Genomic DNA, 25,663 nt, shown 5'->3' on the forward strand with positions numbered 1-25,663 from the left:
CTCGATCGCCCGGCACACCCCGTCCGCGCGAAGGACAACCGCGACGGGCAGGTCTCCTGGCTCGCGGGTCATCGCCCTGCCCGGCCTTCCCGGATTTGCATCCAGTGGCACACGTGGGAGCAGGACTCGCCGGTCACAGTTGCGGGGGCAGCCCCGGATGACGCGCCCAAGGCGCGCTTCCGGGTTCCCTTTTCATCCCATTTCTGGGAACCTGTCGCGATCGCGCCCTTAGAGCGTGCCAAGGCGAAGGGCAAGATGGCGACGAGTTTGTTCACAGGGGGCGCCCGTTCGGGCAAGAGCCGGCTGGCGCAGCGCGCGATGGAAGCGCTGCCGCGGCCATGGACCTATGTCGCGACCGCGCAAGGCTGGGACGACGAGATGACCGACCGCATCGCGTGCCACCGCGCCGATCGTGGGCCGGGATGGCACACGGTCGAATGTCCGCTCGACCTCGCGCAGACGATCCGGACGGTGGACGGGCCGGTACTGGTCGACTGCCTGACGCTATGGCTAACCAACGTGATGTTGGGCGGGCATGACGTGGCGCGCTGCAACGCCGAACTGATCGCCGCGATCGGTGCCGCGACGCATCCGCTGATGCTGGTCAGCAACGAGGTGGGGCTGGGCATCGTCCCCGACCACCCGCTCGGCCGCGCATTTCGCGACGAGGCGGGTCGGCTCAATCAGGCAGTGGCGGCGGCGGTCGATCGGACGTGGTTCGTGGTGGCGGGGATGGTATTGCCATTGGAACGGTTCGATCCGACCGCCAGCATCTGAACGTACCCCCGCGCAGGCGGGGGTCCAGAGCCGCGAACGGCACGCTTGGCAACCCTGGATCCCCGCCTGCGCGGGGATACGATCGCGTCAGCCCGCCAGCACGTCCCGCAAATCGGTCCACGCCACGTCATACCGCGCATTATCCACCGGTGCGCTCGGCGCCCGCCCGTCGAACATATTGTGGAGATACTGCATCCCCTGCCATGCCGGGAACACTTGATCCTTCGCCGGAAACAGCCGCCGCGTCACCCCGATCATCCGCGCCAGCGTGGCGAGCGACCCGGCACGGATCAGGCCATAGGGCCTGCCCGTCACCTCGCCCATCAGCGCCGCCAGATCGCGCGCGCTGACCTCGGCGCCAGCGATATGCAGGTTGCGCGGCGCGGCGGGATCGAGCGCGGCCGCGGCGGTATAGGATGCGACATCGTCCTTGGTCGTCAGCGCGAATCTGGTATCGGCGCTGCCCCAATAGAGCACCCGCCGCACCCGCCGCTGGATCAGCGGCATCTCGCCGTTCAGCATGTCGGCAAAGGCACCGTTGAAGATCGACGTCGCCATGATCGGCGCAGTATCGATCCGGGTACGGAACGCGCGGCGCAGGTCGAAATTGCGGTTGGTGCCGGTCGGCAGCGCGCGATAGTCGATCGAAAAATCCGATGGAATGAACCGTGCCGCCCCGCCACCCAGCGCCGCATCGAGCAGCTTGGTCTGCGTACCCAAGATCGTCTCGCCCAGCCCGTTCAGCGCCGACACCACGCACACCACCCCGCGACACGCATGCGCCAGCGCCTGCGCATCGTCGAAATCGACCGCCCACGGATCGGCGCCGATCGCCTCCAGCGTGGCGATCCGGTCGCGCGCCGTGCCCAGCCGGACCAGCGCACGCACCTTCGCCCCGCGCGCGATCGCGGCCGTGGCAATGCGGGTGCCGAGGTCACCGGTGGCGCCCGCGACGATGATCGTGTCCATGTTCGTTCCCCGTAGCCCGTCCCCGGCGAACCGCCGACACCGTCGTGCGTTCCCCGTGGCGGCAACGCAAGGGGGCAGGATTGAAACACGGGCGTATCGGATCGCCGGTTGGCAAGGGATCGGGGCCGCTGGAACGGCCGCTGCCGTCCGCTCCTGCTGTACCCCCGCGCAGGCGGGGGTCCGGAGCGCAGCACAACGGAGGGCTGCGTTTGTCGCCCTGGACCCCCGCCTGCGCAGGGGTACGGCACCGTCAAGGACCGGCCGTATGAACGAGCGCCCACGCTGCCCCATCTGCGGTAATGCCAACTGGCACGCCCGCGGCTTGCCCGAATGCACCCATTGCGGGCTGGCGGTCGCCGATCTCGGCTTCGATGCGGCGGGATTACGCGATGCGATCCGCGCCAGCCTCGTCGACGGCGTGCCCGATCGCGGCTTCGCGCTCGCACCGCACGCCCGGCGCAACGCGGCATGGGCGCTGGGCTTCGTCGCGGACGGTGATGGCTGGCGGGTGGCGACGCCGGTGCCGCATGCCGTCACGCTCGGCATGATCGCGCGCGCCAGCGAGGCGGACACGGTCGCCGCCTTGCTCGACGACCTGCGCCCCCATTTCGCCGATACGATCCTGCTGGTGGACGGCGACGCGACGCACCTTGCGCGGCGGCTGCCATGGGCACGGGTGGCGTCGCATCCACTTGCCGGCGACTTCGCCGCACAACGCAACCGGGTACAGGCGATGGCGACCGGCTGGGTGCTGCAAATCGACAGCGACGAGCGCCCCGATGCCGCGCTGCTGGCTGCGCTCGGCTGGCTGATACAGGCGGCCGAGCGCGACGGGCTGCGCGCCCTTGGGTTGCCCCGTCGCAACCTCGTCGACGGCGTGGCGTCGGCGCTATGGCCTGACATCCAGTACCGCCTCACCCATGCCGATGTCCGCTACGCCGGCACCGTCCACGAACGCCCGGTCGTGCCGTTCGAGCAGACCTCGCTGGCGCTGGCCGGCGCGATCGACCATCACCTCAGCCGGGCACGCGTCGTCGAACGCTCGCGGATCTACGAAGCCATGTCGACCGGCGCCGGCCGCCCAGGCGACGAAGCCGCCTTGCTCCGTCCGTTCACCGCCGCGACATAGGCCGCGGCGGTTTCGGTGGCGAGGCCGGCGCGAGTGAACCGCCCCGCCGCCACCCGCGCCGCGGCCGACAATGCCCGTCGCAACTCGCCATCGCGCAGCATCCGCCGCAGGATCGCGCCCAGCGCCTGCGCGGTGCAATCGTCGGCCAGCAACCCCGCGCCGCTGCCGCCGACGAACAGCTGCGCGCTCGGGTCCTCGCCGCACGCCGCGATCGGCCGGCCAAAGGTCATCGCCTCCTGATACACCAGCCCGAAACTCTCGTAGCGCGACGGTGCCACGACGATATCCGCCGCCGCCAGCGCGGCGTGCAGCGCATCGTCCTCGACCCGGTGATGGCTGTCGATCCGCCGCAGCGCCGCCGGGGGCAGGCCGTCCAGCTCCTGCCGGTGCAGCCCGATCATCGTCAGTCGGAAATCGGGCAGCGTCCCCGCATCGGCCTCCGCCGCCAGTGCCGGCAGCGCTCCGATCAGCGCGTCGGTGCCCTTGCGCGGTTCGTTGCGCCCGACGAACAGCATCCGCAGCTCGGCGTTGCCCGGCGGATAGGGTGCCGCCCGCCCGGCATCGACGATCGCCGGCGGCAGGCTAAGCCCGATGACCGCATGGCCCGCGCCGGGCGGCCGGGTGCCGTACAGCGCAGCGACCTTCACACCATGCGCTTCGGTATTGGAAATCAACCCGGCCGACGCCCGCGCCGACAGCGCCTCCAGCGTCACCGCCGCCCACCGATCGATCCGGTCGCGCAGGCTACGTGGCTTCGCCGCGCTGGTCGCGACCGGCGTCGAGTTGCGCGTAACCAGCGGCACCGGTCCGGTCAGCGCGACCCACAGCCCCGGCGCATACCAGTTCGTCGCCTCGACCACATCGAACGGGCGTTCGGCATGCAGCCGGCGCAGCGTGCGCGCGACCATCGCCGGCCCGCACAGATGGCCGATACCCGGCAGGCGCCGCCACCGCGCCAGCCAGCCGTCCTCGCTCGCCCCGATCACCTCGACCGCGCCGTCCATGCTGCGGTCGCTACGGTCCATCGTCACGACGCGGACGTCATGCCCCGCCTCGGCCAGCGCCTGCGCGATCTCGCACGCCGCGCGCGACAGGCCGCTTTTCTCGGGCGGATAGGCCCAGCTGAGGATGCCGATCCTCATGCCCGGCCCAGCAATTCGCGGTAGATCGCCACATAGTCCTCCGCCATCCGCGCCGCGGTGAAGCGCGCCTCGAACCGTTCGCGCACGCCGGCGCGGTCGATCGTGTCGATCTTCGCCAGCGCCGCCACCGCCTCTTCCTCGGTCCGGACGACGAAGCCGGTGACGCCGGGGTCGATCACCTCGCGCACGCTGCCGCGGTCCCACGCGATCACCGGCGTGCCGCACGCCATCGCCTCGATCATCACCAGCCCGAAGGGTTCGGGCCAGTCGATCGGGAACAGCAACGCCGCCGCCTCGCCCAGCAATCCCTGTTTCGCGCGATCGTCGATCTCGCCGACATGCACCGCGTCCTCGCCCAGCAGCGGCGCGACGCGCTCGTCGAAATAACGCGGATTGCCGACATCGATCCCGCCCGCAAGCCGGATCGGCCGCCCCGCGGCGCGCGCAACACGAATCGCGACGTCGGGCCGCTTCTGGTCGGTCATCCGCCCGATAAAGGCGACGCCGCCACCCCCCGGTCCCGCCTGGAACCGATCGACGGGAATCCCGTGATGCACAACCCCCGTCCGGTTGGCGCGCGGCAGGTCCCGCCCCTGCGCCGCAGAGATCGCCGCGACCGGCAGCTCGGGAAAGCTATGGAAGAACAGTTTTCGGTCCAACTCGTCCAGTCGCCAGTGCACCGTCGTCACGCTGTGCCCGATCCGGTCGCCCAACACCGCGGCGTGCGCGAACTCGCCATGGCAATGGACGATATCGAACTCGGCCAGATGTTTCGCCAGCAGCCCCAACTGCGCCGCCTCCAGCGCGGCGGGCACCCCCGGCGCGACCGGTCCGTGATAGGCTTCGAGCGCCGACAGGCTGGGATGCGCCGACAGGTGGCGGGCGGTGGTCACGCTGTCGCTGGGCGCGATCAGCGTGACGTCATGGCCCATCGCCATCAGCGCCTCGGTCAGGTCGGATACCACCCGTTCGGTGCCCCCCGTGCCGCGCGGCGGGGTCGGGTAGATGACCGGGGCGAGCTGGGCGATACGAAGCGGCGATTCCATCGCCACCGGAACAAAGCGCACGGGCATCGGCTCCTGTCCAGGCGGCAATAAGTCCGCGTTTTTGAACGGGAAAGTTCCGTAATGTTTATCCTGCACCTTGCGTTACAGGGCTGTTTGCGTGCGCGCGAGGTGGAATATGGGGTAACCGCGGACACTGGCGGGCACATCCGCTATCTGCTCGATCTGGTCGCTGCCACGGGGCGTCACGATGCGATCACTCGGACCGAGATCGTCACTCGCGCCTTTCACGGCGGGCCGCTGGGCGAGGAATATTGGCGCCCGGTCGATATCGTCGACGCCCGCACGCGCATCGTCCGCTTGCGCTCGGCCAGCGATGCGTATCTGCCCAAGGAAGCGCTGTGGCGCGAGACCGACAGCTTTGTCGACGCGCTGGTCGCGCATATCGAGGGGCTGGACGAGCGTCCCGACCTGATCCACGCCCATTATGCCGATGCCGGCGCGGTCGCCGCGGCAATCAAGGCGCGGCTCGGCATCCCCTATCTCTTCACCGCCCACTCGCTCGGCCGGGTCAAGCAGGCGGCGTTCGGCACCGACTGTGTCGAGACCGCCGGGCTCGAACGCCGCATCGCGATCGAGGACTGTGCCATCGCCGCTGCCGACGCGATCATCGCGTCCTCGCGCGACGAGGCGGAGGTGCAATATGCCGGCTATGCCAGCTACGATCCCGGCCGCATCCGCATCATCCCGCCGGGCAGCGACCTCGGGCTGTTCGCCGGCACCTGTACCGATGCGATGGTCGACGCGCGCATCGACCGCTTCCTCGCCGATCCGTCGAAGCCGGTGATCCTTGCGCTGGCGCGCCCGGTCAGCAAGAAGAACCTCGCGGCGCTGGTCCACGCCTATGGCCGCTGCCCGGCGCTGCAGACAGCCGCGAACCTCGTCATCGTCGCGGGCACGCGCGACGATCCGCGCAGCCTCGAACCCGAACTGGCCGGCAATATGGCCGAACTGTTCGCGCTGATCGACCGCTACGACCTGTACGGATCGGTCGCCATCCCCAAGACGCATGCACCCCACGAAGTCCCCGCGATCTACGCCCATGCCCGCGCGCGGCGCGGCGTGTTCGTCAACCCGGCGCTCAACGAACCGTTCGGGCTGACGCTGCTGGAGGCCGCCGCCTCGGGCCTGCCGCTGGTGGCGACCGACAGCGGCGGGCCGAACGACATCATCGAAGGCTGCGGCAACGGCATCCTCGTCGATCCGCGCGACCCGATGGCGATCGGACAGGCGTTGCTGAAGATCCTGTCCGACGACGCGCTGTGGGACCGCTATTCACGGGCCGGGGCGACCGCCGCCGAATTGTACGACTGGGACGGCCATGTCGCGCGCTATGCCGAACTCGCCGCCGCGGTCATCGCCCCGCCCGCCCCGGCGGTCGACGCACCGCGCCTGCTGCTGATCTCCGACATCGACAACACGCTGCTGGGCGAGAGCGAGGCGGCGCAGGCGTTCAACCTGTGGCATGGTGACCAGCACGACATGTGCTTCGGCATCGCCACCGGGCGCAGCCTGCACAGTGCGCTGGCGATCCTCGCGCAGAACCGCGTCGCGCCGCCTGCGGTCATGATCACGTCGGTCGGATCGGAAATCTACCACCGCGCGCATGGCGGCATCTATGTCCGCGACGATGCCTGGACGGCGACGATCGATGCCGGCTGGGACCGTGACGCGATCGCCGCACTGCTGGCGACGCAGGGTGATCTGCGCCCGCAAAGCCCGCTCGAACAGCGCAGCCACAAGCTGAGCTATTTCACCGCGGGCGAGGCGGATATCGCCGAGCGCGTGCGCGACCTGCTCGCCGATGCCGGGTTCGCCGCGTCGGTGATCCACAGCCATGGCCGCTATCTCGACATCCTGCCGCTCGCCGCGTCGAAGGGCACGGCGGTCGAGTATGTCCGCAAGCGCGCGGCCATGCGCCGCGATCAGGTGATCGTCGCGGGCGACAGCGGCAACGATGTCGAAATGCTGCGCGCCTGCTCGCACGCCATCATCGTCGGCAACTATTCCGACGGCTTGGCCCAGCGCCCCGACCTCGCGCACAGCTATGTGGCGCAGCGTGGCTATGCGTTCGGAATCATGGAGGGGGTTGCGCACTTCCGCAAGGTGCCCGCGGCGCAGCGTCTGTCGGCGTGATCTCGGTCTGCACGCTGGTGCGCGGGCGGACCGCGCAGCTGGCGAATTTGCTCACCGGCCTCGCCGCGCAGACCCGCGCGCCGGACGAACTGGTCATCGCCTATATGCAGGACGCCGCGCCCGTCGGCCTGCCCGATCCGGGCGTGCCGGTGCGCGAAGTGTTCGTGCCCGGCCACCCGATGCCGCTGGCACAGGCCCGCAATGCGGCTGCGGGAGCGGCAAAGGGCAACCGACTGATCTTCCTCGACGTCGACTGCGTGCCCTCGCCGACGCTCGTCGAACGCTATGCGCAAGCGCTTGCGCATGCCCCCGCCGTCTATCTCGGCGAAGTCCGCTATTGCCCGCCGGGTCCATTCAATCCGGCAAGGGCCGTCCGCCACCCCGCCAAGCCCGCGCTGGCCGACGATGAAATCCGTCCCGTCCCCAGCCATGGCGAGCTATGGGGCCTGTCGTTCGCACTGCCCCGCTCGGCATGGGATGCGGTGGGCGGCATGGACACCGGCTATGTCGGTTATGGCGCGGAGGAAACCGACTTCGCGTGGCGCCTCGAAGCCGCCGGCATACCGATGGCGTGGGTCGGCGGCGCGGTCGCCTATCACCAGCATCACACAGTCCACATCCCCCCGCTTCACCAGTTCGACGCGATCCTGCGCAACGCCACCCGCTTCCGCGCGCGCTGGGGCCGGTGGTGCATGGACTATTGGCTCGGCCAGTTCGCCGAGATGGGGCTGATCCGCTGGAATGCGGAGGCGGAAGCGATCGAACGGGTGCGGACGCCGACACCGGCGGAGATCGCCGCCAGCCGGCGTGAGGATGCCTTGTTCAGTTAGCTACCCTTCGTCACCCCGGGCTTGACCCGGGGTCCCGCTTTCTTTCGGCCGTGGAAGAAGAAGCGGGACCCCGGATCAAGTCCGGGGTGAAGGTGAGGTAGGGTTCCGCCCCTCACTCTCCACCGAATCTGCACAAGCGCTCCCTTCGCGGTCGACACCGCCCTGCCATACCCTTCGGCAGAAACCACGAAGGACCGCCATGACCCGCTCGATCAACCCGCATCTGCTTGGCTGGGGCGCCGCTGCCGCGCTGCTTGGTCTGCCGTTCGTTGCCGGCGCGCCGTGGTCGCCGGCCGATTACGTCTTTGCAGCGGTAATGCTGGGGGTAGCGGGCGGCGCGATCGAGCTCGGCCATCGCGCCGCGACCGGCCTCGCCTATCGCGGCGGCACGGTCGTCGCGGTCGCCGCCGCGTTCCTGCTGGTGTGGATCAACGCCGCAGTCGGGTTCTTCGGCAGCGAGGATAACGACATCAACGCGGTCTTCGGCCTCGTCCTGCTGGTTGCGATCGGCGGCACGTTGCTCGCACGGTTGCGCGCCGCCGGCGTCGCGAAGGCCATGGCCGCCGCCGCCGCGACGCAGCTGACGATCGGGCTGACCGGCCTCGCCGCCGGCTGGGCCGATCCCGGCGCGACAGGCATACGCCTGACCCTGCTCGGTACCGCGTTCTTCTGCGTCCTCTGGCTCGCCTCGGCCGCGCTGTTCGCCCGCGCCGCGCGTCAGTCCGCCCAGAGCCGCACCGCCAGCCCCTCGATATAATCCGCCGCCCGCGCCGCAGCGCCCGGATCATACAGCGCCGCCAGCGCCGCCGGGTCCAGCGCCTTCGCCGCATCCAGCAACCCGCGCCACGGCGCCAACGACCCCGGCCACTGGTGCAGCGCCACCGCCGCACCGACCTCGGCCAGCCGGTCGGCCTTGCGCGTCTGTTCGGCGAAGTACCGCCATTCGGGCGCGCAGATATAGGGGCGACCGACGCGGGCGATCTCGTGCACCGTATTGTCGCCGGCCGATGCGATCACGACGTCGGCGGCGGCAATATGGTCGGTGACTCCCTCGACCCAGCCCTTCTCGACCAGATTACCAAAATCGGTCTCATGCCCTTCGCGGTGCACCGGCCCGACCACCAGCCACAGCGCATCCGGCACCGCCCGCGCCGCCATGGTCAGCGGGGCATAGGGCGTCCCCGCCCCGCCGCCGCCGGTCAAAACCAGCACGACTTCTTGGGTAGGATCGATCCCCAGCCGTGCCCGCGCCTCCGCCCGGCTCGGCACCGCATCGGTCGTGGTGCACAGGCCACCGGTGTAACAGGTCTTGGCCCGGCCCCAGTCGGGGAAGTCGTCCTGCTCGATCACCTCGTCGAACGGCGCCAGCAGCCCGACGCACGCCTGATACGCGCCGAGATGCCCCGGATCGGTGCGGTCGCCATGCATACGGATCTTGATCGCCGGTACGCTGGCGATGCGCGACAGCAGCGCGATCTCCGCCGACACGTCGACCACGAACAGCGCCGGCGACACGTCGTCGAGATGGTCGAGGATCGTGCGCATCGTCCGCCGCGTCGCCTCCACGCCCAGCGGCACACAGTGCAGCACTTCGGGCGTCGACTGATCGAACAACGCCTTGGTCGGCACCGGTGCGCCGATCATGTTGGGCAGCGCCACGATCTCGACCGGGCGGTCGAACCCGTCGAACAGGTCGGGCCGCGCGCACAGGATCGTCACCCGGCGTTCGGGCGGCAGTTCGCGCACGATCGCCATCGCCCGGTTGGCATGGCCACGTCCCTGATGATGGATGAAGAACGTGATCGGTCGCGTCGTCATGCTGCCCCCCGAAGAACCCGTCTTTTACGCTGACCGCTGCAACGCGGCGGAACCCTTGCCGGCTCCCTGCGTAGCCGCCATTCAGAAAATTATTTCGGGATCACAATGATTTCCGATGATTCGCATGGGAATAAGACGCCGAATGCCGACCTGGACCAGCCCCCGCCCCGGCCTGACCATCCTGCGGCGCGGCGACGCCCCGATCCGCGCGATCCAGGTCTATGGACAGCGTTGCTCGGGCACCAACGTCCTGATCCGGTCGATCGAGGCCAATCTCGGCCGCAATGCCTTTACGGAAAGCCATGGCTTCAAACACTGGTTCGTCCCTGAACAGGTGCTGTTCCCGCGCGACGTGATGGTGCTGGCGGTCGCACGCGATCCGGTCGACTGGGTGCGCAGCCTGCACCGCCAGCCATGGCACGCCCATCCGGAGATCAAGGCGCTCGGCTTCTCCGACTTCATCCGCGCGCCGTGGCACAGCTATTGGGACAGTGAATTCTGGGGCGTCGAGCACGGCCACCCGGTGCTGGGGCGGGAAATGTTGCATGAACGCTGCCCCGATACCGGCGAGCGTTTCGCCAACCCGCTGGCCAAGCGCACCGCGAAGCTGCGCCATTGGAGCGGCCTGCACGAACGCGCCCATCATGTCGCGCTGCTCAGCCACGAAGCGTTCGTCGCCGATCCCGCCGGGGTGATTGCCGCCCTGTCCACTGCGACCGGCTTGGCGATGGCCGACCCGTTCATCGCGCAGGACAGCTACAAGGGGCAGGGCAAGCGCCCCTTCACCCCCACCGCCTATGCCGACATCTCCGACGCCGACCGCGCACATATCCATGCATGGCTCGACCCGGAGGTCGAGGCGCGGTTCGGGTTCGCCATCGACCAACCGCAGGCGCAGGCGCAGGCGGCGGAATAGGCCGCGCGGAGGGCGGAAGAGGTCTCACACCGGCCCCTCGCCCGTCACCCCGGACTTGATCCGGGGTCCGGCTTCTTCTCGACCGAAGTAAGTAAGCGGGACCCCGGATCAAGTCCGGGGTGACGAGGGGCTGGCTGGGCGTGCTCCAACCAGCGGAACGCCGCAACGCAGGCGATCGATCGCCCCAGACGCACCTCCTCCGCGCGAACCACTCATCTTCGCGTCTTCGCGCCTTCGCGTGAATCAATCGCCCCGATGCGCCCGCCGCACCAGCACCGCCAGCCCGACCGTCAGGACCCCGGCCACCACCGCCCAGATCGCCAGCCCCTGCCACGGCGTGAACCCCAGCCACTCATCGGCCACCGTGCGCAGATAGCCCGGATCGAACCGCGCTTCGAACACCGCCTTCACCAGCGCGCGCGGTTCGTCCTGCGGCGCGGTGATCTCGGCACTGGCGATCGCCATGTTGAGCACCACCGACCCCGCCAGCAACGCCGCGACCGCGATCCGCGACCAGCGGGTCGCCTGTGCCCAGAACATGCCGACACCGATGCACAAAAACCCGACCGCCGGCAGCGCGTGGCGCGGGCCCGTGGCGTTGCCGCCGTCCCAGTAATAATAGCTGGCGTTGATCAGGAACGGCACCACCGCACCCGCGACGCCCAGCCAGCCGATCGCCTTGGTTGCCGGCGCACGCACCAACATCGCCAGCCCGAACGGCGCGACGATCAGGATCGGCGCGACCCACAACATCCCCCGCCGCTCGCCGAAGATAAGTTCGAACAGCACATAAGGCTTGGGATAGGTCAGCCCGAACAGCCCCTCCTGCATCCCCGCAAAGTCGGTGACTCCCGAATAGCCGAGGCGAAACACCGTCCCGAACGCCATCAGGTTATAGCCGATCAGCACCACCAGCGCCGTCGCTCCCGCCGCGACCGCAATTCCTACCGTCCGCACTGCCTGCTGGCGCGGTACATCGCGCAACCGCCACAGCGCGAACCCGGCAACCGGCAGCCCGGCGATCAGCGCCGAATGCTCGATCAGCACCGCCCAGCCGAGCGCCAGCCCGGCGACGACCGCATGCACGCGCGATCGACCCGGCCCGGTCCCGCGCCACACCGCCCAGCTCGCGATCAGCAGCAGCGCGGCGACCGGGGCATGGCCGAACATCGTCGTCGACCACCCCCACATGGTCGTGCCCAACCCGAAGGACGTTGCGGCGACCGCCCCGGCCTCGCCATTGCCGGTCACCCCTCGTACCAGATCGTACAGCAGCATCGCCGCCAGCGCGGTCAGCAGCGCGCAGACGGTCACCGCGACCAGCCGGATGCGAATCTTCAGGAACCGATTGAACTCGCGATTCTCGAACCCCGGCACGAAGTCGTGCGCGCTCTGTCCCGATACCGCATCGGCGATGGCGACCGCAGGGATGCCCAGCACGGTCATCCCCGGCGCCTTGTCCGAATAATAATGCTCGCCGAAATGCGCCTTGTCGATCGTCAGGTGCGCGAACTCGTCGATCGTCGCATCGCGGTCCTCGACCAGCGACAGCGTGGCGAACATCCGCACGGCGTTGTTGGGGTTGAACTCCCACGACCCGAACCACGCGCACGAAAACCACACGAGGATCAGGATCGCCCACGCCACCGGATCGCGGCGCAGCCTGCGACCTGCCGCGCCCTCGCCCGCCACCATCGTCACCGGGCTCAGAAGAGCCGGTTGAGCAACAGGTACAGCGACCCCGACAGCAGGATCGACACCGGCAGCGTCAGCACCCATGCCATCAACAAGTTGCGCACGGTCGACATCTGCAGCCCCGACCGGTTGGCCGCCATCGTGCCGGCGACGCCCGACGACAGGACGTGCGTGGTCGATACCGGCAGGCCGAGGCTGTCGGCACCGAAGATCGTGCCCATCGCCACCAGCTCGGCCGACGCGCCCTGCGCATAGGTCAGGTGGGTCTTGCCGATCTTCTCACCCACGGTGACGACGATCCGTTTCCACCCGACCATCGTGCCGAGCCCCAGCGCGAACGCGACCGCGACCTTGACCCATAGCGGGATGAAGCGCGTACCCGCGTCGAGCGACCCGCGATATTCGGTAAGCACCTTCTTGTCGCCATCGGTCAGCGCCAGCGTCGGCTCCTTGCCCAGCCGCTTCACCGCTTCGGAGGCAAGGTACATGTCGTTGCGCATGTTGCCGCTGACCGCCGCGGGCACCTTCGCCAGCGTGCCGTATTCGCGCACCTGCCGTTCGATCGTGCCGACCAGCGTGGTGACCGCGGGCACGGTTTCGGGGCTGAGCTTGCGCTCGGCGATATAGCGCTGCGCCTGCTGGCGTGCGGCCGCATCGTCGATCGCCGCGCCATCGCCCTGCGGCGCCAGCACGCGGACCGCGGCGGCGCTGTTGGTCGCGAACTGCGCTTCATATTGCGCCGGCACCGCGCGGTTGAGCGCATAGGCGGTCGGCACCGTGCCGATCAGGATCAGCATGATCAGGCCCATGCCCTTCTGCCCGTCGTTCGACCCGTGGGCGAAGCTGACCCCGGTGCAGGTAAAGATCAGCAGGCAGCGAATCCACAGCGGCGGCGGGGTATTGCCGACCGGCGCCTCGTACAGCGCCTTGTTGCGGACCAGCGCCTTCATGGCGAGGAACAGCAAAGCCGCGACGCCGAAGCCGATCAGCGGCGACACCAGCAGCGCCTTGCCGATCTCGGCCGCCTTGTCCCAGTCGACGCCGGCCGAGCCGCTGCGCCCCTGCAGCACCGCATTGGCGACGCCGACGCCGATGATCGACCCGATCAGCGTGTGCGACGACGACGACGGGATGCCCAGCGCCCAGGTGGCGAGGTTCCACACGATCGCGGCGATCAGCAGCGCGAAGACCATTGCGAACCCGGACGACGATCCGACCCCGAGGATCAGTTCGATCGGCAACAGCGAGATGATGCCGAACGCGACCGCGCCGGTCGACAGCAGCACGCCGAGGAAGTTGAAGAAGCCCGACCACACGACCGCGACATGCGCCGGCATCGAATTGGTGTAGATGACGGTCGCGACCGCGTTGGCGGTGTCGTGGAATCCGTTCACGAATTCGAACCCCAGCGCGATGATCAGCGCGAGAACGAGCAGCGCGAAGGGCATCAGCGTCAACGGATCGACGCTGGCCGCGGCCGCATCGTGATACACGTTATAGACGACATAGCCGAGGGCGGCGACGATGGCGACGGCGAATCCCCACGTACCGGCACGACCGAATCCGTCGTCCAGTCTCGGGCCGGGGCGTCCATCCCGCTCCAGCGCTGCGCTCGTCATCAAAATTCCCCTGCCGAATGAACGCATCGCCCTATCGGCGAATTGTGACAGCTTGGGACAAGCTACCCCATGCCCCCGCATCGGCATCACGGACGGGCGAAGCGCGCCATAGCGAATGGATAATGCTTTGGCGATATGATGCGCGAAATCCCCGTTTTCCGCCGCGTGCGTTGCACCGCCGCCACATCGCCCCGCCGCCCTGGGGGACTTGACGACATGCCCACTGCGGGTGCTGGAGCGCGATCATGGTCCAACCCAACGACTCGTCGTCCGCCGGACACCGCCGCCGCATCGCGCTGGACGAGCGTACCTGCCGGATGATCTGCCCGATCGCGTCGGCCATGGTCGGCGTGTGCCTGACCGGCATCGGGCTGCTGCACGTCACCCTCACGCTGCGTGCGCGCCAGACGGTGGCCGACGACCTGCTGTCGGTCGACGCGCTGCTGTTCCTGATCGCGACGCTCAGTTCCTATTTCGCGCTCCGGGTACAGGGTACCGCGCGGCTCCACTGGCTGGAACGTATCGCCGATGCGACCTTCATCCTCGCCATGCTGCTACTGACCGCCGCCTGCTTCATCATCACGTACGCGCTCAATCGGTAGGCACGGGTCGCCTCGCTCGATCCCCCAACATTACCGATTGTTCAGCGCGCGCTGAACCGCCGGCAACCCGCGATCCGGTATCCCCGCACCATGAAGGGGAATCGAACGATGCGCGGATCGACCGGAATCGCGGCGGCGCTGGGGATGGCGATCACCATGCCCGCCAGCGCCAACGCACCGACGCAGCTGCCGGCCGGCCTGTGGCTCAGCCCGCACAACAATGTCGCCGTCCGCACCGGGCCGTGCGGCGCGCATCTGTGCGGCTGGGTCGTGTGGGCCAGCGCGTCGGCGCGGGCGGATGCGAAGGACGGCGGCACCGACCGGCTGCTCGGCACCGAATTGCTGCAGGATTACGCCGCCGACAGCAGCGGTGCGTGGAGCGGGACGGTGTTCGTCCCCGACATGGGCCGCCGCTTCGCCTCGCGCATCGACTTGCCCGATCCGGACAGGCTGCGGATTCGCGGCTGCCTGTGGGGCGGGATGCTCTGTCGCAGCCAGACATGGTCGCGCATCGCCCAGGTGCCGCATGGTTGAGCTGCGCCGCCTGATGGAGCGCTACCGCACGCCGATCGGTGTGCTGGTGGTGCTCGTGCTGATCGGCCTCGGCTTCGCCGCGCTCGAACATCTGACGCAGGAGATCAAGTTTTCGGACGTCCGCGCCGCGCTGCACAGCCTGTCGGTGGACAAGGTCGCGCTGGCGCTGCTGGCGACCGCGGGCAGCTATCTCGCGCTGACCTTTTACGACGTGCTGGCGTTGCGCACGATCGGGCGACCGCTGCCCTGGCGCACCGCGGCACTGGCATCGTTCACCAGCTATACGCTCAGCCACAATCTCGGCCTCGCGCTCCTGACCGGCGGGTCGGCGCGCTACCGCATCTACAGCGCCGCCGGACTGGACGGCCCCGACGTCGCCCGCATCGTCGCGATCGCCAGCGGTACCTTCTGGGCCGGAGTCGTCAGCGTCACCGGCGTCGCGCTGCTGCTCCATCCCGGCGCGCTCGACCTCGCCGGCCTTCGCCTGTCAGCGGCGGAGGTGCGCTTCGCCGGCTGGGCGGTGGTCGCGCTGACCTTCGCGCTGCTCGGCGCCTGTGCGGTGGTGCGCGCACCGATCCGCCTGTTCGGCTTCACCCTGCCGCTGCCGACCCCTGCGCTGCTGCTGATGCAGATCGCCATCGCGCTGGCCGACATCGCCTGCGCCAGTGCCGCGCTGTTCGTGCTGATCCCCGGCGCCGCGCCCGCGCTGCTGCCTGCGTTCATCCTCGCCTATACGCTCGGCATCGTCGCGGCGGTGGTGACGCACGTCCCCGGCGGCATCGGCGTGTTCGAAGCGGTGGTGCTGGCGGTGATCCCGGTCGATCGCGCCACGCTGTTCGCGGCGCTCATCGCCTATCGCGTCCTCTATTACCTGCTGCCGCTGGGTGTCGGCATCCTCGTCCTCGCATGGCACGAAGGCGCACGGCAGCGGCGGCACTCGGTCCGCTTCCTCTCCAGCGTCCGCGCCATCGCCACCGGCGTCGCTCCGCTCGCCTTGAGCGCCGCGACCTTCATGGGCGGCGCGATGCTGCTGCTGTCGGGCTCGCTCCCCTCGGTCCGCGCGCGCATGGGCGATCTCGCCGCGATCCTGCCGCTGCCGCTGATCGAGGGCAGCTCGATCGCCGCCAGCCTGACCGGCACCGCGCTGCTGCTGCTCGCCCCCGCGCTCTACCGCCGGCTCGACGGCGCGTTCCTCGCTACCCGCGCGCTGCTGATCGCCGCCGCACTGTTCTCGATCGGCAAAGGGCTGGATTACGAGGAAGCGACCGCCTGCCTGTGCCTCGCCGCGCTGCTGCAATGGACCCGCGCCGCCTTCTACCGCCGTACCACGCTGACCGGCCAGCCGGTCGGCGCGGGCTGGCTCGCCTCGGTCGCGGCGGTCATCGCGCTGACGATCTGGGCCGGGTTCTTCGCCTATCGCCACGTCCCCTATTCGGAAAATCTGTGGTGGAAGTTCGCGCTGCACAGCGACGCGCCGCGCTTCCTGCGCGCGACGCTGGGCGTGATCGTCATGCTCGCCGGCGCGTGCGTGTGGCGGTTGATGGCGCCCGGACGGGCATCGGCGCGCGGCGCGCTGTCGGCCGTCGATTCGGCGACGGTCCGCCGCATCCTGACCCAGGCGAACCGCACCGACGCGATGCTGGCGCTGACCGGCGACAAGCGCTTCCTGCTGTCCGACGCCGGCGACGCGTTCGTGATGTACCAGGTCCATGGCACCAGCTGGATCGCGATGGGCGACCCGGTCGGCCCGCGCGAGGCATGGGGCGAGCTGCTGTGGAACCTGCGCGACCTTGCCGACCGCGAACAGGGGCGGCTGCTGCTCTACGAAGTCTCTTCGCCCGTCCTCGACATCGCGATCGGCATGGGGCTCAGCATCGTCAAGTTCGGCGAGGACGCGGTGGTCGACCTGACCACCTTCACCCTCGACACCCCCCGCCTGCGCGCGCTGCGCAAGTCCGAACGGGCGGTCGAGCGCAAGGGCGCCCGGCTGCACATCGTCGCCGCGGCGGAGATCGCGACGGTGTTCGACGACCTGCAATCGGTGTCCGACGAATGGCTGTCGGCCAAGGCACAGCAGGAAAAGGGCTTCAGCCTCGGCCATTTCGACCGCGCCTATCTCGACCATTTCGACGTCGCGGTGGTGACGATCGACGACCGCATCATCGCCTTCGCCAATCTCTGGCTGACCGCCAACCGCAAGGAGGCGTCGGTCGACCTGATGCGCCACCGCGCCGATGCCCCGCCGGGAACGATGGACTTCCTGATGGTCAACCTGATGCTGTGGGCGCAGGCTGAGGGCTATGCCCGCTTCTCGATCGGCATGGCGCCGCTGTCGGGGATCGAGGACCGCCGCCTCGCCCCCGCCTGGGCCAAGGCCGCCGCGTTCATCTTCCGCCATGGCGAGCGCTTCTACGGCTTCCGGGGCCTGCGCACCTACAAGGAGAAGTTCGCGCCCGGTTGGGAGCCGCGCTACATCGCCGGTCCCGGCGGTATCGGCCTGTTGAAGGGCCTGCGCGACCTTTCCCGCCTGATCGGCCGGCCCCAGCCGCGCCATTATCTCGGCACCGCCCCCGCCGAACCCGCCCAGCCGCCTGCGAAAGTACCCCAGCCATGACGCTGTCCCGCCCCGCCCGCCGCCGTCGCCTGCGCCGCCGCATCGGCATCGGCGCGCTGCTCGCCGGGCTGCTGGTGCTGCTCGGCCTTGCCGCACCGGCGCTGCACCTGATCGACAACCAGTCGCTGCGCCTGTTCGACGGGGGCAAGCGCCACCCCTCGGTCGTCGCGGTCTATGTGTCGGGCGACATGGGGCTGCGCTTCGGTCTGGGCAGCGTCGTCGTCCCCGCGCTCGCCCGGCACGGCATCCCGGTCGTCGGCGTCAGCTCGCCGGTCAATTTCGGCACGCGCAAGACGCGCGCCGAGGTCGACGCGGTGATCGCGGGCGCGATCCGCACCGCGCTCGCCCGCACCGGTGCGCAGCGGGTGATCCTGATGGGCCAGTCGTTCGGCGCCGACATGGTATCGGCCACCGCCCCCGACCTGCCCGCCGACCTGCGCGCGCGCATCGCCGCGATCAGCGTCGTCGTGCCCGCCCAGACCGTCTATTTCCGCTCCGACCCGACCGGCATCCTCTATCACGGCACCCCCGACGCCCGCCCGGCGGAGGCGCTGCGCGCGCTGAACTGGGCGCCGGTCGTGTGCATCTATGGGCAGGAAGAGGCCGACAGCCTGTGCCCGACCCTGCGCGGCGGCAAGGCGCAGGTCGTCGGCCTGCCCGGCGGTCACTTCCTCGGCCACGACGACCAACTGGTCATCGCCACCATCCTCGCCACGCTGCGCACCGCCGATCCGACGATATTGGCGTAGGGCGCCTGATCCCCGTCGTCATTCCCGCGCAGGCGGAAGTCCATACCCACTGCCCTCGCGCTGGAAGCCGATACGGTCGCGTCAACGGATTCGCGCCTGCGAGAGAATGACGAACCTCGACAGAAAAATTGTGCACTGCACCAACACCCGCCTTGATCCGGACATTTTGTCCGCTTATCAGCCGAACCTCGCGGGACACTGTGGCCCCGCACGGGTGGCGAGCAGGCGATGAGCGACGAACGGCAGGGTGACGAAGCGGCACAAGACGACGCGGGCGAACGGCCCGCCAAGCGTATCAGCCCGCGCACGAAGCTGATCCTGCTGGCGGTGGTGCTGATCGCGCTGGTCGGCGGCATCTGGTGGTATGTCGACTATCAGAACAACGGCAAATTCTTCGAGGAAACCAACGACGCTACCGTGCAGGCCGACATGGTGACGATCGCCCCGCGCGTGTCGGGCTATGTCGCCGAGGTGCTGGTCGCCGAGAATCAGGACGTGACGGCCGGCCAGCCGCTGGTCCGCATCGACCCGCGCGACGCCCGCGCGCAGGCGGCGCAGGCCGAGGCGCAGATCGCGGTCGCCGGGGCACAGGCCGATACCGCCCGCGCACAGATCCGCGAACAATTTGCCGCGATCGATCAGGCGCAGGCCCAGCTCGCCGCCGCACGCAGCAAGGCCGCCTATGACGCCGCCGAGGTCGCCCGCTACCGCCCGCTCGCCGCGTCGGGTGCCGAAACCCGGCAGCAGCTGGCCCAGCTCGAAATCACCGCGCGCCAGTCGGCCGACAATGTCCGCGCTGCTGAGGCCGCCGTCGCCGCGCAACAACGCCGCGTCGGTTCGCTGGAAAGTCAGGTGGCGCAGGGTCGCGCACAAGGACAGGCCGCCCGCGCGCAGCTTGCCGCCGCCAGCGTCGATGTCGGCGCGACCCAGCTGACCGCGCCGATCGGCGGCCGCATCGGCGACAAGACGGTGACGATCGGCCAGTTCGTGCAGGCCGGCACGCGCCTCATGTCGGTCGTCCCGCTCGACCGGCTCTATATCACCGCCAATTTCAAGGAAACGCAGCTCGCGCTGATGCGGCCGGGCCAGCCGGTCGAGATCAGCGTCGACGCCCTCGACGGCGTAGCAGTGAAGGGCCGGGTCGAAAGCCTCGCGCCGGGCACCGGCGCGCAATTCTCGCTCCTGCCGCCGCAAAACGCGACCGGCAACTTCACCAAGATCACGCAGCGCGTGCCGGTGCGCGTCTCGATCGAGGCGACGCCCGCCGCCCGCCGCCTGCTGGTACCCGGCCTGTCGGTGACGGTGACCGTCGACACCCGCAGCGCGCGCGACGAGCTGAAACGCTTGCGCGAACAGGCGGACCGTTGAGATGGCCAGCGCGGGCGTAGCCGCCGCCGCCCCGCCCGAACGCGCCGACCTCGCCGCATGGCTGGCGGTGATCGCCGGCAATCTCGGCGCGCTGATGGCGACGCTCGACATCTCGATCGTCAATTCGGCGCTGCCGACGATCCAGGGCGAAATCGGCGCCAGCGGGACCGAGGGGACGTGGATCGCCACCGCCTATCTCGTCGCCGAGATCGTGATCATCCCGATGGCCGGCTGGCTGCAGCGGATGCTGGGGATGCGCACCTTCCTGCTGGTCGCCGCCGGGTTGTTCACCGTCTTTTCGGTGATCTGCGGCATCGCCACCACGCTGCCGATGATGATCTTCGGCCGCGTCGGACAGGGGTTTACCGGCGGGGCGATGATCCCGACCGCGCAGACGATCATCGCGCAGCGCCTGCCGCGCTCGCAACAGCCGATCGGCATCGCCGTGTTCGGCGTGACCGCGATCCTCGGGCCGGTGCTGGGGCCGCTGGTCGGCGGCTGGCTGACCGAGAATATCAGCTGGCACTATGCCTTCTTCCTCAACATCCCGATCTGCGCGATCCTCATCACGCTGCTCTTGGTCGGGCTGCCGCATGAAAAGGCGAAGCTGCACCTGTTCCGTCAGGCCGACTGGCTCGGCATCGCCGGCCTCGCGCTGGGTTTGGGCGGGCTGACCGTGTTCCTCGAGGACGGGCAGCGCGAACAATGGTTCGATTCCGAACTGATCCGCTGGATGGCGTTCACCAGCGTCATCGGCTTCGTCCTGCTGTTCTGGGGACAGGCGACCGCACCGCGGCCGATCATCAAGCTGAAGCTGCTGCTCGACCGCCAGTTCGGATCGGTCGCGCTGATGGGAATCGTGCTCGGCATCGTCCTCTACGGCACCAGCTACGCCATCCCGCAATTCCTCGCCGCACTCGCCAACTATAACGCGTTGCAGGCGGGCAAGGTCGTGCTGCTGTCGGGCATCCCCAGCCTGATCATGATGACGCTGGTCCCGATCCTGCTGAAGCGCATCGACATTCGCATCGCGGTGGCGTCGGGGCTGCTCATCATGGGCACCGCCGCGCTGCTCGACGCGAACCTGACCGCCTTGTCGTCCGGCCCCGACTTCACCGTGTCGCAGCTGCTGCGCGGCGTGGGGCAGATTCTCGCAATGCTGTTCCTCAGCCAGGCCTGCGTCCGCTCGGTCCCGCCCGAGGATGCCGGCGACGCGTCGGGGCTGTTCAACGCGTTCCGCAATCTGGGCGGCAGCTTCTCGCTCGCCGGCATCTCGATCCTGCAGGACCAGCGGATGTATTTCCATTCGCGCCGGATGGAGGAGAGCCTGAACGCGAACAGCGAAGCGGTGCAGAGCTACGTCGCACAGCTCGGCCGCGCGGTCGGCGACCCGTCGGCCGGCATGCGCCTGCTGTCTGGGCAGATTTCGGCGGAAGCGCTGACCATGACCTACAACGATATCTTCTGGATCATGGGCGTCGGCGCCTTCGCCGTCCTGCCGCTCGTCTTTTTCCTCCGGCCCCTGCCCAAGGGCGTCGAACCGGCCACGGTGCACTGATGACCCGAACGCTTTCCCTGTCCGCCCTGCTGCTGCTCGGCGCCTGCACCGTCGGCCCGAACTATGCCGGCCCGCCCGCCACGGCCACCGATGCGGTGACGCGCGGCAATTTCGTGCGCGCGACCGATCCCGCCTTTACCCCCGCCCCCGGTCTGGCGCGCTGGTGGGAAGGACTTAACGACCCGCTGCTCACCCGCCTCGTCGACGATGCGCTGGCGCACAGCCCGACCATCGATCAGGCGCTCGCCCGCGTCCGCGAGGCCCAAGCGCAACTGTCGCAACAGCGCGCCTCGCTGAAACCCAGCGCCAGCGCCAACGCCACGGTGCTCGCCGCCGAACTGCCGCCGTTCCAGCCCGGCAGCGACGCCACCAGCGTGCAATTCTACAATGTCGGCGCCAATGCCAGCTGGGAACTCGACCTGTTCGGCGGCGGCCGGCGCCAGATCGAACAGACCCGCGCGACCGGCGACGCACGCATCGCCGACCTTGCCGACGTACAGGTGTCGCTGTCGGCCGGCGTCGCGCAGGCCTATGTCGCCTTGCGCGACGTACAGGCCCGCATCGGCTTGAGCGACGCCACCACCCGGTTGCAACAACAACAACTTGCGCTCACCCGCCAGCGCCTCGCCGCCGGCACCGCGTCGCAGCTGTCGGTCGAACGGCTCCAGACCCAGCTGGAAAATACGCAGGCGCAGGCGATCCCGCTGGCCGCGCAGCGCGACGAATATCTGAACCAGCTGGCGGTGCTGACCGGCCGCACCCCCGGCGCGCTCGACGCGACGCTCAGCGCCGTCGTGCCGGTACCGCTGCCCCCGGCGCAGGTCGCGGTCGGCGATCCCGCCGCACTGATCGCCCGCCGCCCCGACGTCCGCGCCGCCGAACGCCAGCTCGCCGCCGGTACCGCCGCGATCGGCGTGGCAAAGGCGCGCGAACTGCCCGGCATCCGTTTCCTCGGGCTGCTTGGCCTCGGCGGCACCTCGCCCGGTTCGGTCTTCGACCTCGGCAACCTGACGGCGCTCGCCGCGCCCTCGCTAAGCTGGTCGTTCCTCGATTTCGGCAAGAACCGCGCTGCCACCCGCGTCAGCGAGGCGCAGCGCGACCAGGCCGACGCGACCTATCGCAAGACCGTGCTCGACGCGCTGCAGGACGCCGAAACCGCGCTATCGCGCTTCGGCAACACGCGCGCACAACTGGGCCAGCTGGTGCAGGCGCAGGCGACCGCCGCTCGCGCCACCGCGCTCAACCGGCAACGGGTGGCGGCGGGCACCACCACGCTGATCGACCAGCTCGACGTCGAACGCCAACAGCTGTCGGCGACCAGCGCGGTAACGCAGGCGCGCGCCCAGCTGACCCAGAGCTATATCGCGGTGAACAAGGCGCTGGGCCTTGGCTGGACCGACCCGGTCAGCGTGGACGCAGGCCGTTCAGCAGCAACCGCAACGCCACCTCGATCTTCGCGCTGACCTCGGCCTCGTCCATGAACGGCAGCACCACGCTGCCCGCCATGCGCATCGACAGGACGAGGTCGCGGGGGGTCACCTCGCCGCTCACCTCGCCGCGCGCCTGCGCCGCGGCCAGCACCGGTGCGAACATCGTCTCCATCCGCGTCGCCAACTGCTGGAACGCCGCCCGGTTGGCATCGTCGAGATGCAGATCGGCGGCGATCCGCGCGAACAGCGACAGCGCACCGGTCCCAGCCCGCACCGTCGTCGCCAGCGTGGCGGCGATCGGTGCTTGCGGATCGATCATCGCCTCCAGCCGGTCGACCGCGCTGGAAAAGATCGCCAGCGCCAACGCCTCGCGATCCACGAAATTGCGGTATAGCGTCGCCCGCCCGACCCCGGCGGCGGCGGCGATCGTCTCCAGCGGTACGCCATAGCCCTGTTCGGCGAAACGCGCGGCGGCAGCGGCGATCAATGCCTCACGCCGCCGGGCGGCATCGCGACGCGGTGCGCGGGTCGGCCGGGGGTCGGCGGGTTCGGTCATCGCCTTGCCCTACCGGGAAAAACGGGCGGCGTCATGGGGGTGGGGCAACGTCGTGCTTGCCCCTACCCCGCGTCATTCCCGCGAAGGCGGGAATCCATACACGCCGACGGTCCGGCTGGAACCGCGCGGTCGGCGCATATGGACTCCTGCCTTCGCGTGAGTGACGAAGGAAGATCTTTCCCCATCCGTCGCCCCAGCGCAGGCTGGGCTTCAACCCGTATTCCTCACCACGCCCCCCAACTGGCATCCCCACCGCCAACCGACTACACGCCCTCCCATGACCAACGCCGCCGCCCCCGCTGCGCCCGCGACCGCCCGCGCCGAACTGGCCGCGACGCTGCGGCTCGCCGCGCCGCTGGTCGGCGCGAACCTGTTGCAGATGGCGGTCTATGCGGTCGACGTGGTGTTCGTGGCGCGGCTGGGCGAGGTCGAACTCGCCGCCGCGACGTTGGGCGTCTATGTCTACAGCGTCATCCTGTTCGCGCTGTCCGGCTTGGTCGGTGCCGCCGCGCCGATCATCGCTGCCGAACTGGGCCAGCGCCGCCATGCGGTGCGCGAGGTTCGCCGATCGTTCCGCATGGCGGCGTGGATCGCGGTGCTGGGCGCCATTCCGTTCATGGCCCTGATGGCGCATGGCCAGAGCCTGTTGCTGCTCGCCGGACAGGATGCGCGCGTCGCCGCCCGCGCCGACGCCTTCCTCGACATCCTGCTCTGGGCGCTGGTCCCGGCGCTGACCGGCACCGTGATGCGCATCACCGCCTCGGCGCTCGGCCGACCCGGCTGGGCGATGGCGATCACCGCCATGGGGCTGGGCGTGTCGGTGTTCGTCAACTGGCTGCTGGTGTTCGGCAATTTCGGCTTCCCCGCGCTGGGGTTGGAGGGATCGGCGATCGCCAGCCTGTCGACCGCGATCGCGATGATGCTCGCCTATGCCGCGGTGCTGGTCATCGACCGGCGGCTGCGGCGCTTCCACCTGTTCGGCAACTGGTGGCGCGGCGAAGGGTCGCGCCTGCGCCAGATCGTCGTGCTGGGCCTGCCGATCGCGGCGACGATGACCTTCGAAGGAGCATTGTTCTCCGCCGCCGGCTTCCTGATGGGCCGGATCGGCGTGACCGAAGTAGCCGCCCACGCCATAGCGTTGCAGATCGCCGCCTTCCTGTTCCAGGTGCCGTTCGGCATCGCGCAGGCGGCGACGATCCGCGTCGGCCTGGCGTACGGCGCGCGCGACCGGCTGTGGATCGCGCGCGCGGGCTGGTCGGCGCTGGCGGTCGGCACCGGCTTCATGGGGTTCACCGCGCTGATCCTGTGGCTGTTCCCGCGCGCGTTCCTGTCGGTCTATGTCGATGTCGACGCGCCCGCCAATACGGCGATGATCGCGCTGGCGCTGCAATATCTCGCCATCGCCGCGATCTTTCAGCTCGCCGACGGAGCGCAGGCCGTCGCGGCGGGCGTGCTGCGCGGGGTGCAGGATACGCGCGTGCCGATGGTGATCGCGCTGATCGGCTATTGGGCGGTCGGCTTCACCATTTCAGTGGCGCTGGGCTTCTGGACCCCGCTCGCCGGCACCGGCGTGTGGATCGGACTTGCGCTCGGACTGCTGGTCGTCGCGTTGCTGCTGGTCGACCGCTGGCGGCGGCGGGAAAAACTGGGGCTGGTTCGGCCCGTCTGATCGCGGCCACGTATTACCCGCAAATTTGTTCCGGCGCTGCTTGACGGTCGCCGAACGGCTCCACATATCCCGGCTGCTGGCACTCCCGATCGGTGAGTGCCAAGACCGTTCAACATACTAAAGGGAACCGCGCATGAACTTCCGTCCGCTGCACGACCGCGTGCTCGTCCGCCGCGTCGAGGCCGAGGAAAAGACGCTCGGCGGGATCATCATCCCCGACACCGCCAAGGAAAAGCCGCAGGAAGGCGAAGTCGTCGCCGCCGGCGCCGGTGCCAAGAACGACAAGGGCGAAGTTTCGCCGCTCGACGTCAAGGCCGGCGACCGCATCCTGTTCGGCAAGTGGTCGGGCACCGAGGTCAAGGTGAACGGCGAAGACCTGCTCATCATGAAGGAATCGGACATCCTCGGCATCGTTGGCTGAGCGACCGGTTCTGATCCTGTCACACTTGCGTCGCGAGTGTGAACTTAGTGAACTTTGACATTTGGAA

22 protein-coding genes and 1 riboswitch are annotated in these 25,663 nt (G+C 69.2%); of the genes, 15 read left to right on the forward strand and 7 right to left on the reverse strand.

Annotation, left to right across the window (positions count from 1 at the left end; translation table 11 throughout):
* Positions 1-29: 29 nt before the first annotated feature.
* A riboswitch (cobalamin riboswitch) is annotated at positions 30-230 on the reverse strand.
* A 25-nt stretch (positions 231-255) separates the two neighbouring features.
* Positions 256-777, forward strand: coding sequence for a bifunctional adenosylcobinamide kinase/adenosylcobinamide-phosphate guanylyltransferase (gene cobU / locus MF610_RS09470; protein ID WP_242195455.1), 522 nt, complete (start codon positions 256-258; stop codon positions 775-777).
* A gap of 87 nt (positions 778-864) precedes the next feature.
* Here the strand turns inward: cobU and MF610_RS09475 are convergent, their stop codons facing one another.
* A complete protein-coding gene (locus MF610_RS09475; protein ID WP_242195458.1) occupies positions 865-1,746 on the reverse strand; it encodes an NmrA family NAD(P)-binding protein in 882 nt (293 codons plus the stop codon).
* Between the two features lie 265 nt (positions 1,747-2,011).
* On the opposite strand from MF610_RS09475, the gene MF610_RS09480 reads away from it, so the two are divergent.
* A complete protein-coding gene (locus MF610_RS09480; protein ID WP_242195461.1) occupies positions 2,012-2,875 on the forward strand; it encodes a glycosyltransferase family protein in 864 nt (287 codons plus the stop codon).
* Here MF610_RS09480 and MF610_RS09485 read toward each other — a convergent pair.
* Positions 2,797-4,017: a glycosyltransferase family 4 protein gene (locus tag MF610_RS09485; protein ID WP_242195463.1), complete on the reverse strand. Its 1,221-nt coding sequence runs from the start codon at positions 4,015-4,017 to the stop codon at positions 2,797-2,799. The two genes, MF610_RS09480 and MF610_RS09485, sit on opposite strands and share 79 nt — an antisense overlap.
* Positions 4,014-5,084, reverse strand: coding sequence for a glycosyltransferase family 4 protein (locus MF610_RS09490; RefSeq protein ID WP_242195466.1), 1,071 nt, complete (start codon positions 5,082-5,084; stop codon positions 4,014-4,016). Before MF610_RS09490 ends, MF610_RS09485 begins: the two co-directional genes overlap by 4 nt.
* 60 nt (positions 5,085-5,144) lie before the next feature.
* On the opposite strand from MF610_RS09490, the gene MF610_RS09495 reads away from it, so the two are divergent.
* The 3 genes from MF610_RS09495 to MF610_RS09505 all read left to right on the forward strand — a co-directional run bounded on the left by MF610_RS09495 (position 5,145) and on the right by MF610_RS09505 (position 8,804).
* Positions 5,145-7,217 carry an HAD-IIB family hydrolase gene (locus tag MF610_RS09495; protein WP_242195469.1) on the forward strand — a complete coding sequence of 691 codons (2,073 nt, stop codon included), beginning with the start codon at positions 5,145-5,147 and terminating at the stop codon, positions 7,215-7,217.
* Entirely contained in the window at positions 7,214-8,047 is an 834-nt protein-coding gene (locus MF610_RS09500; protein WP_242195472.1) for a glycosyltransferase family 2 protein, read from the forward strand. The genes MF610_RS09495 and MF610_RS09500 overlap by 4 nt, the downstream gene beginning before the upstream one ends.
* A gap of 199 nt (positions 8,048-8,246) precedes the next feature.
* Entirely contained in the window at positions 8,247-8,804 is a 558-nt protein-coding gene (locus MF610_RS09505; RefSeq protein ID WP_242195475.1) for a hypothetical protein, read from the forward strand.
* Here the strand turns inward: MF610_RS09505 and MF610_RS09510 are convergent.
* On the reverse strand, positions 8,765-9,865 hold the full coding sequence (locus tag MF610_RS09510) for a glycosyltransferase (RefSeq protein WP_242195477.1): 1,101 nt from the start codon (positions 9,863-9,865) through the stop codon (positions 8,765-8,767). The two genes, MF610_RS09505 and MF610_RS09510, sit on opposite strands and share 40 nt — an antisense overlap.
* Positions 9,866-10,007: 142 nt before the next feature.
* Here MF610_RS09510 and MF610_RS09515 point away from each other — a divergent pair, with 142 nt between their 5' ends.
* On the forward strand, positions 10,008-10,781 hold the full coding sequence (locus MF610_RS09515) for a hypothetical protein (RefSeq protein ID WP_242195480.1): 774 nt from the start codon (positions 10,008-10,010) through the stop codon (positions 10,779-10,781).
* Between the two features lie 243 nt (positions 10,782-11,024).
* On the opposite strand, the gene MF610_RS09520 is transcribed toward MF610_RS09515, so the two are convergent.
* On the reverse strand, positions 11,025-12,476 hold the full coding sequence (locus tag MF610_RS09520; RefSeq protein ID WP_242196520.1) for a hypothetical protein: 1,452 nt from the start codon (positions 12,474-12,476) through the stop codon (positions 11,025-11,027).
* An 11-nt stretch (positions 12,477-12,487) separates the two neighbouring features.
* Complete coding sequence (locus MF610_RS09525; RefSeq protein ID WP_242195483.1) at positions 12,488-14,095, reverse strand: inorganic phosphate transporter; 1,608 nt, start codon at positions 14,093-14,095, stop codon at positions 12,488-12,490.
* 245 nt (positions 14,096-14,340) lie between these two features.
* On the opposite strand from MF610_RS09525, the gene MF610_RS09530 reads away from it, so the two are divergent.
* From MF610_RS09530 to MF610_RS09560, 7 genes are all read left to right on the forward strand, one after another.
* Positions 14,341-14,697, forward strand: a complete 357-nt coding sequence (locus MF610_RS09530; protein ID WP_242195486.1) for a hypothetical protein — start codon at positions 14,341-14,343, stop codon at positions 14,695-14,697.
* A gap of 90 nt (positions 14,698-14,787) precedes the next feature.
* Positions 14,788-15,231: a DUF2147 domain-containing protein gene (locus MF610_RS09535; protein WP_242195488.1), complete on the forward strand. Its 444-nt coding sequence runs from the start codon at positions 14,788-14,790 to the stop codon at positions 15,229-15,231.
* Positions 15,224-17,845, forward strand: a complete 2,622-nt coding sequence (gene mprF, locus MF610_RS09540) for a bifunctional lysylphosphatidylglycerol flippase/synthetase MprF (RefSeq protein WP_242195492.1) — start codon at positions 15,224-15,226, stop codon at positions 17,843-17,845. The genes MF610_RS09535 and mprF overlap by 8 nt, the downstream gene beginning before the upstream one ends.
* The gene (locus MF610_RS09545) at positions 17,842-18,594 is read left to right on the forward strand and encodes a virulence factor (RefSeq protein ID WP_242195495.1); all 753 of its coding nucleotides are present in this window, start codon (positions 17,842-17,844) and stop codon (positions 18,592-18,594) included. The genes mprF and MF610_RS09545 overlap by 4 nt, the downstream gene beginning before the upstream one ends.
* Positions 18,595-18,822: 228 nt before the next feature.
* Positions 18,823-19,962 (forward strand): HlyD family secretion protein, encoded by a 1,140-nt coding sequence (locus MF610_RS09550; protein ID WP_242195497.1) that lies wholly within the window; start codon positions 18,823-18,825, stop codon positions 19,960-19,962.
* A gap of 1 nt (position 19,963) precedes the next feature.
* Positions 19,964-21,520 carry an MDR family MFS transporter gene (locus tag MF610_RS09555; protein WP_242195500.1) on the forward strand — a complete coding sequence of 519 codons (1,557 nt, stop codon included), beginning with the start codon at positions 19,964-19,966 and terminating at the stop codon, positions 21,518-21,520.
* The gene (locus MF610_RS09560) at positions 21,520-22,983 is read left to right on the forward strand and encodes an efflux transporter outer membrane subunit (RefSeq protein ID WP_242195503.1); all 1,464 of its coding nucleotides are present in this window, start codon (positions 21,520-21,522) and stop codon (positions 22,981-22,983) included. The genes MF610_RS09555 and MF610_RS09560 overlap by 1 nt, the downstream gene beginning before the upstream one ends.
* On the opposite strand, the gene MF610_RS09565 is transcribed toward MF610_RS09560, so the two are convergent.
* Positions 22,925-23,506, reverse strand: coding sequence for a TetR/AcrR family transcriptional regulator (locus MF610_RS09565; protein ID WP_242195505.1), 582 nt, complete (start codon positions 23,504-23,506; stop codon positions 22,925-22,927). The genes MF610_RS09560 and MF610_RS09565 overlap by 59 nt on opposite strands.
* A 277-nt stretch (positions 23,507-23,783) precedes the next feature.
* Between MF610_RS09565 and MF610_RS09570 the strand changes: the two genes are divergently transcribed.
* Both MF610_RS09570 and groES read left to right on the forward strand, forming a co-directional pair.
* Positions 23,784-25,175, forward strand: a complete 1,392-nt coding sequence (locus MF610_RS09570; RefSeq protein WP_242195508.1) for an MATE family efflux transporter — start codon at positions 23,784-23,786, stop codon at positions 25,173-25,175.
* Between the two features lie 133 nt (positions 25,176-25,308).
* Complete coding sequence (gene groES, locus MF610_RS09575; protein ID WP_055757672.1) at positions 25,309-25,596, forward strand: co-chaperone GroES; 288 nt, start codon at positions 25,309-25,311, stop codon at positions 25,594-25,596.
* Positions 25,597-25,663: the final 67 nt, after the last annotated feature.

This window comes from Sphingomonas hankookensis (genome assembly GCF_022664465.1).
Classification (GTDB): domain Bacteria; phylum Pseudomonadota; class Alphaproteobacteria; order Sphingomonadales; family Sphingomonadaceae; genus Sphingomonas; species Sphingomonas hankookensis.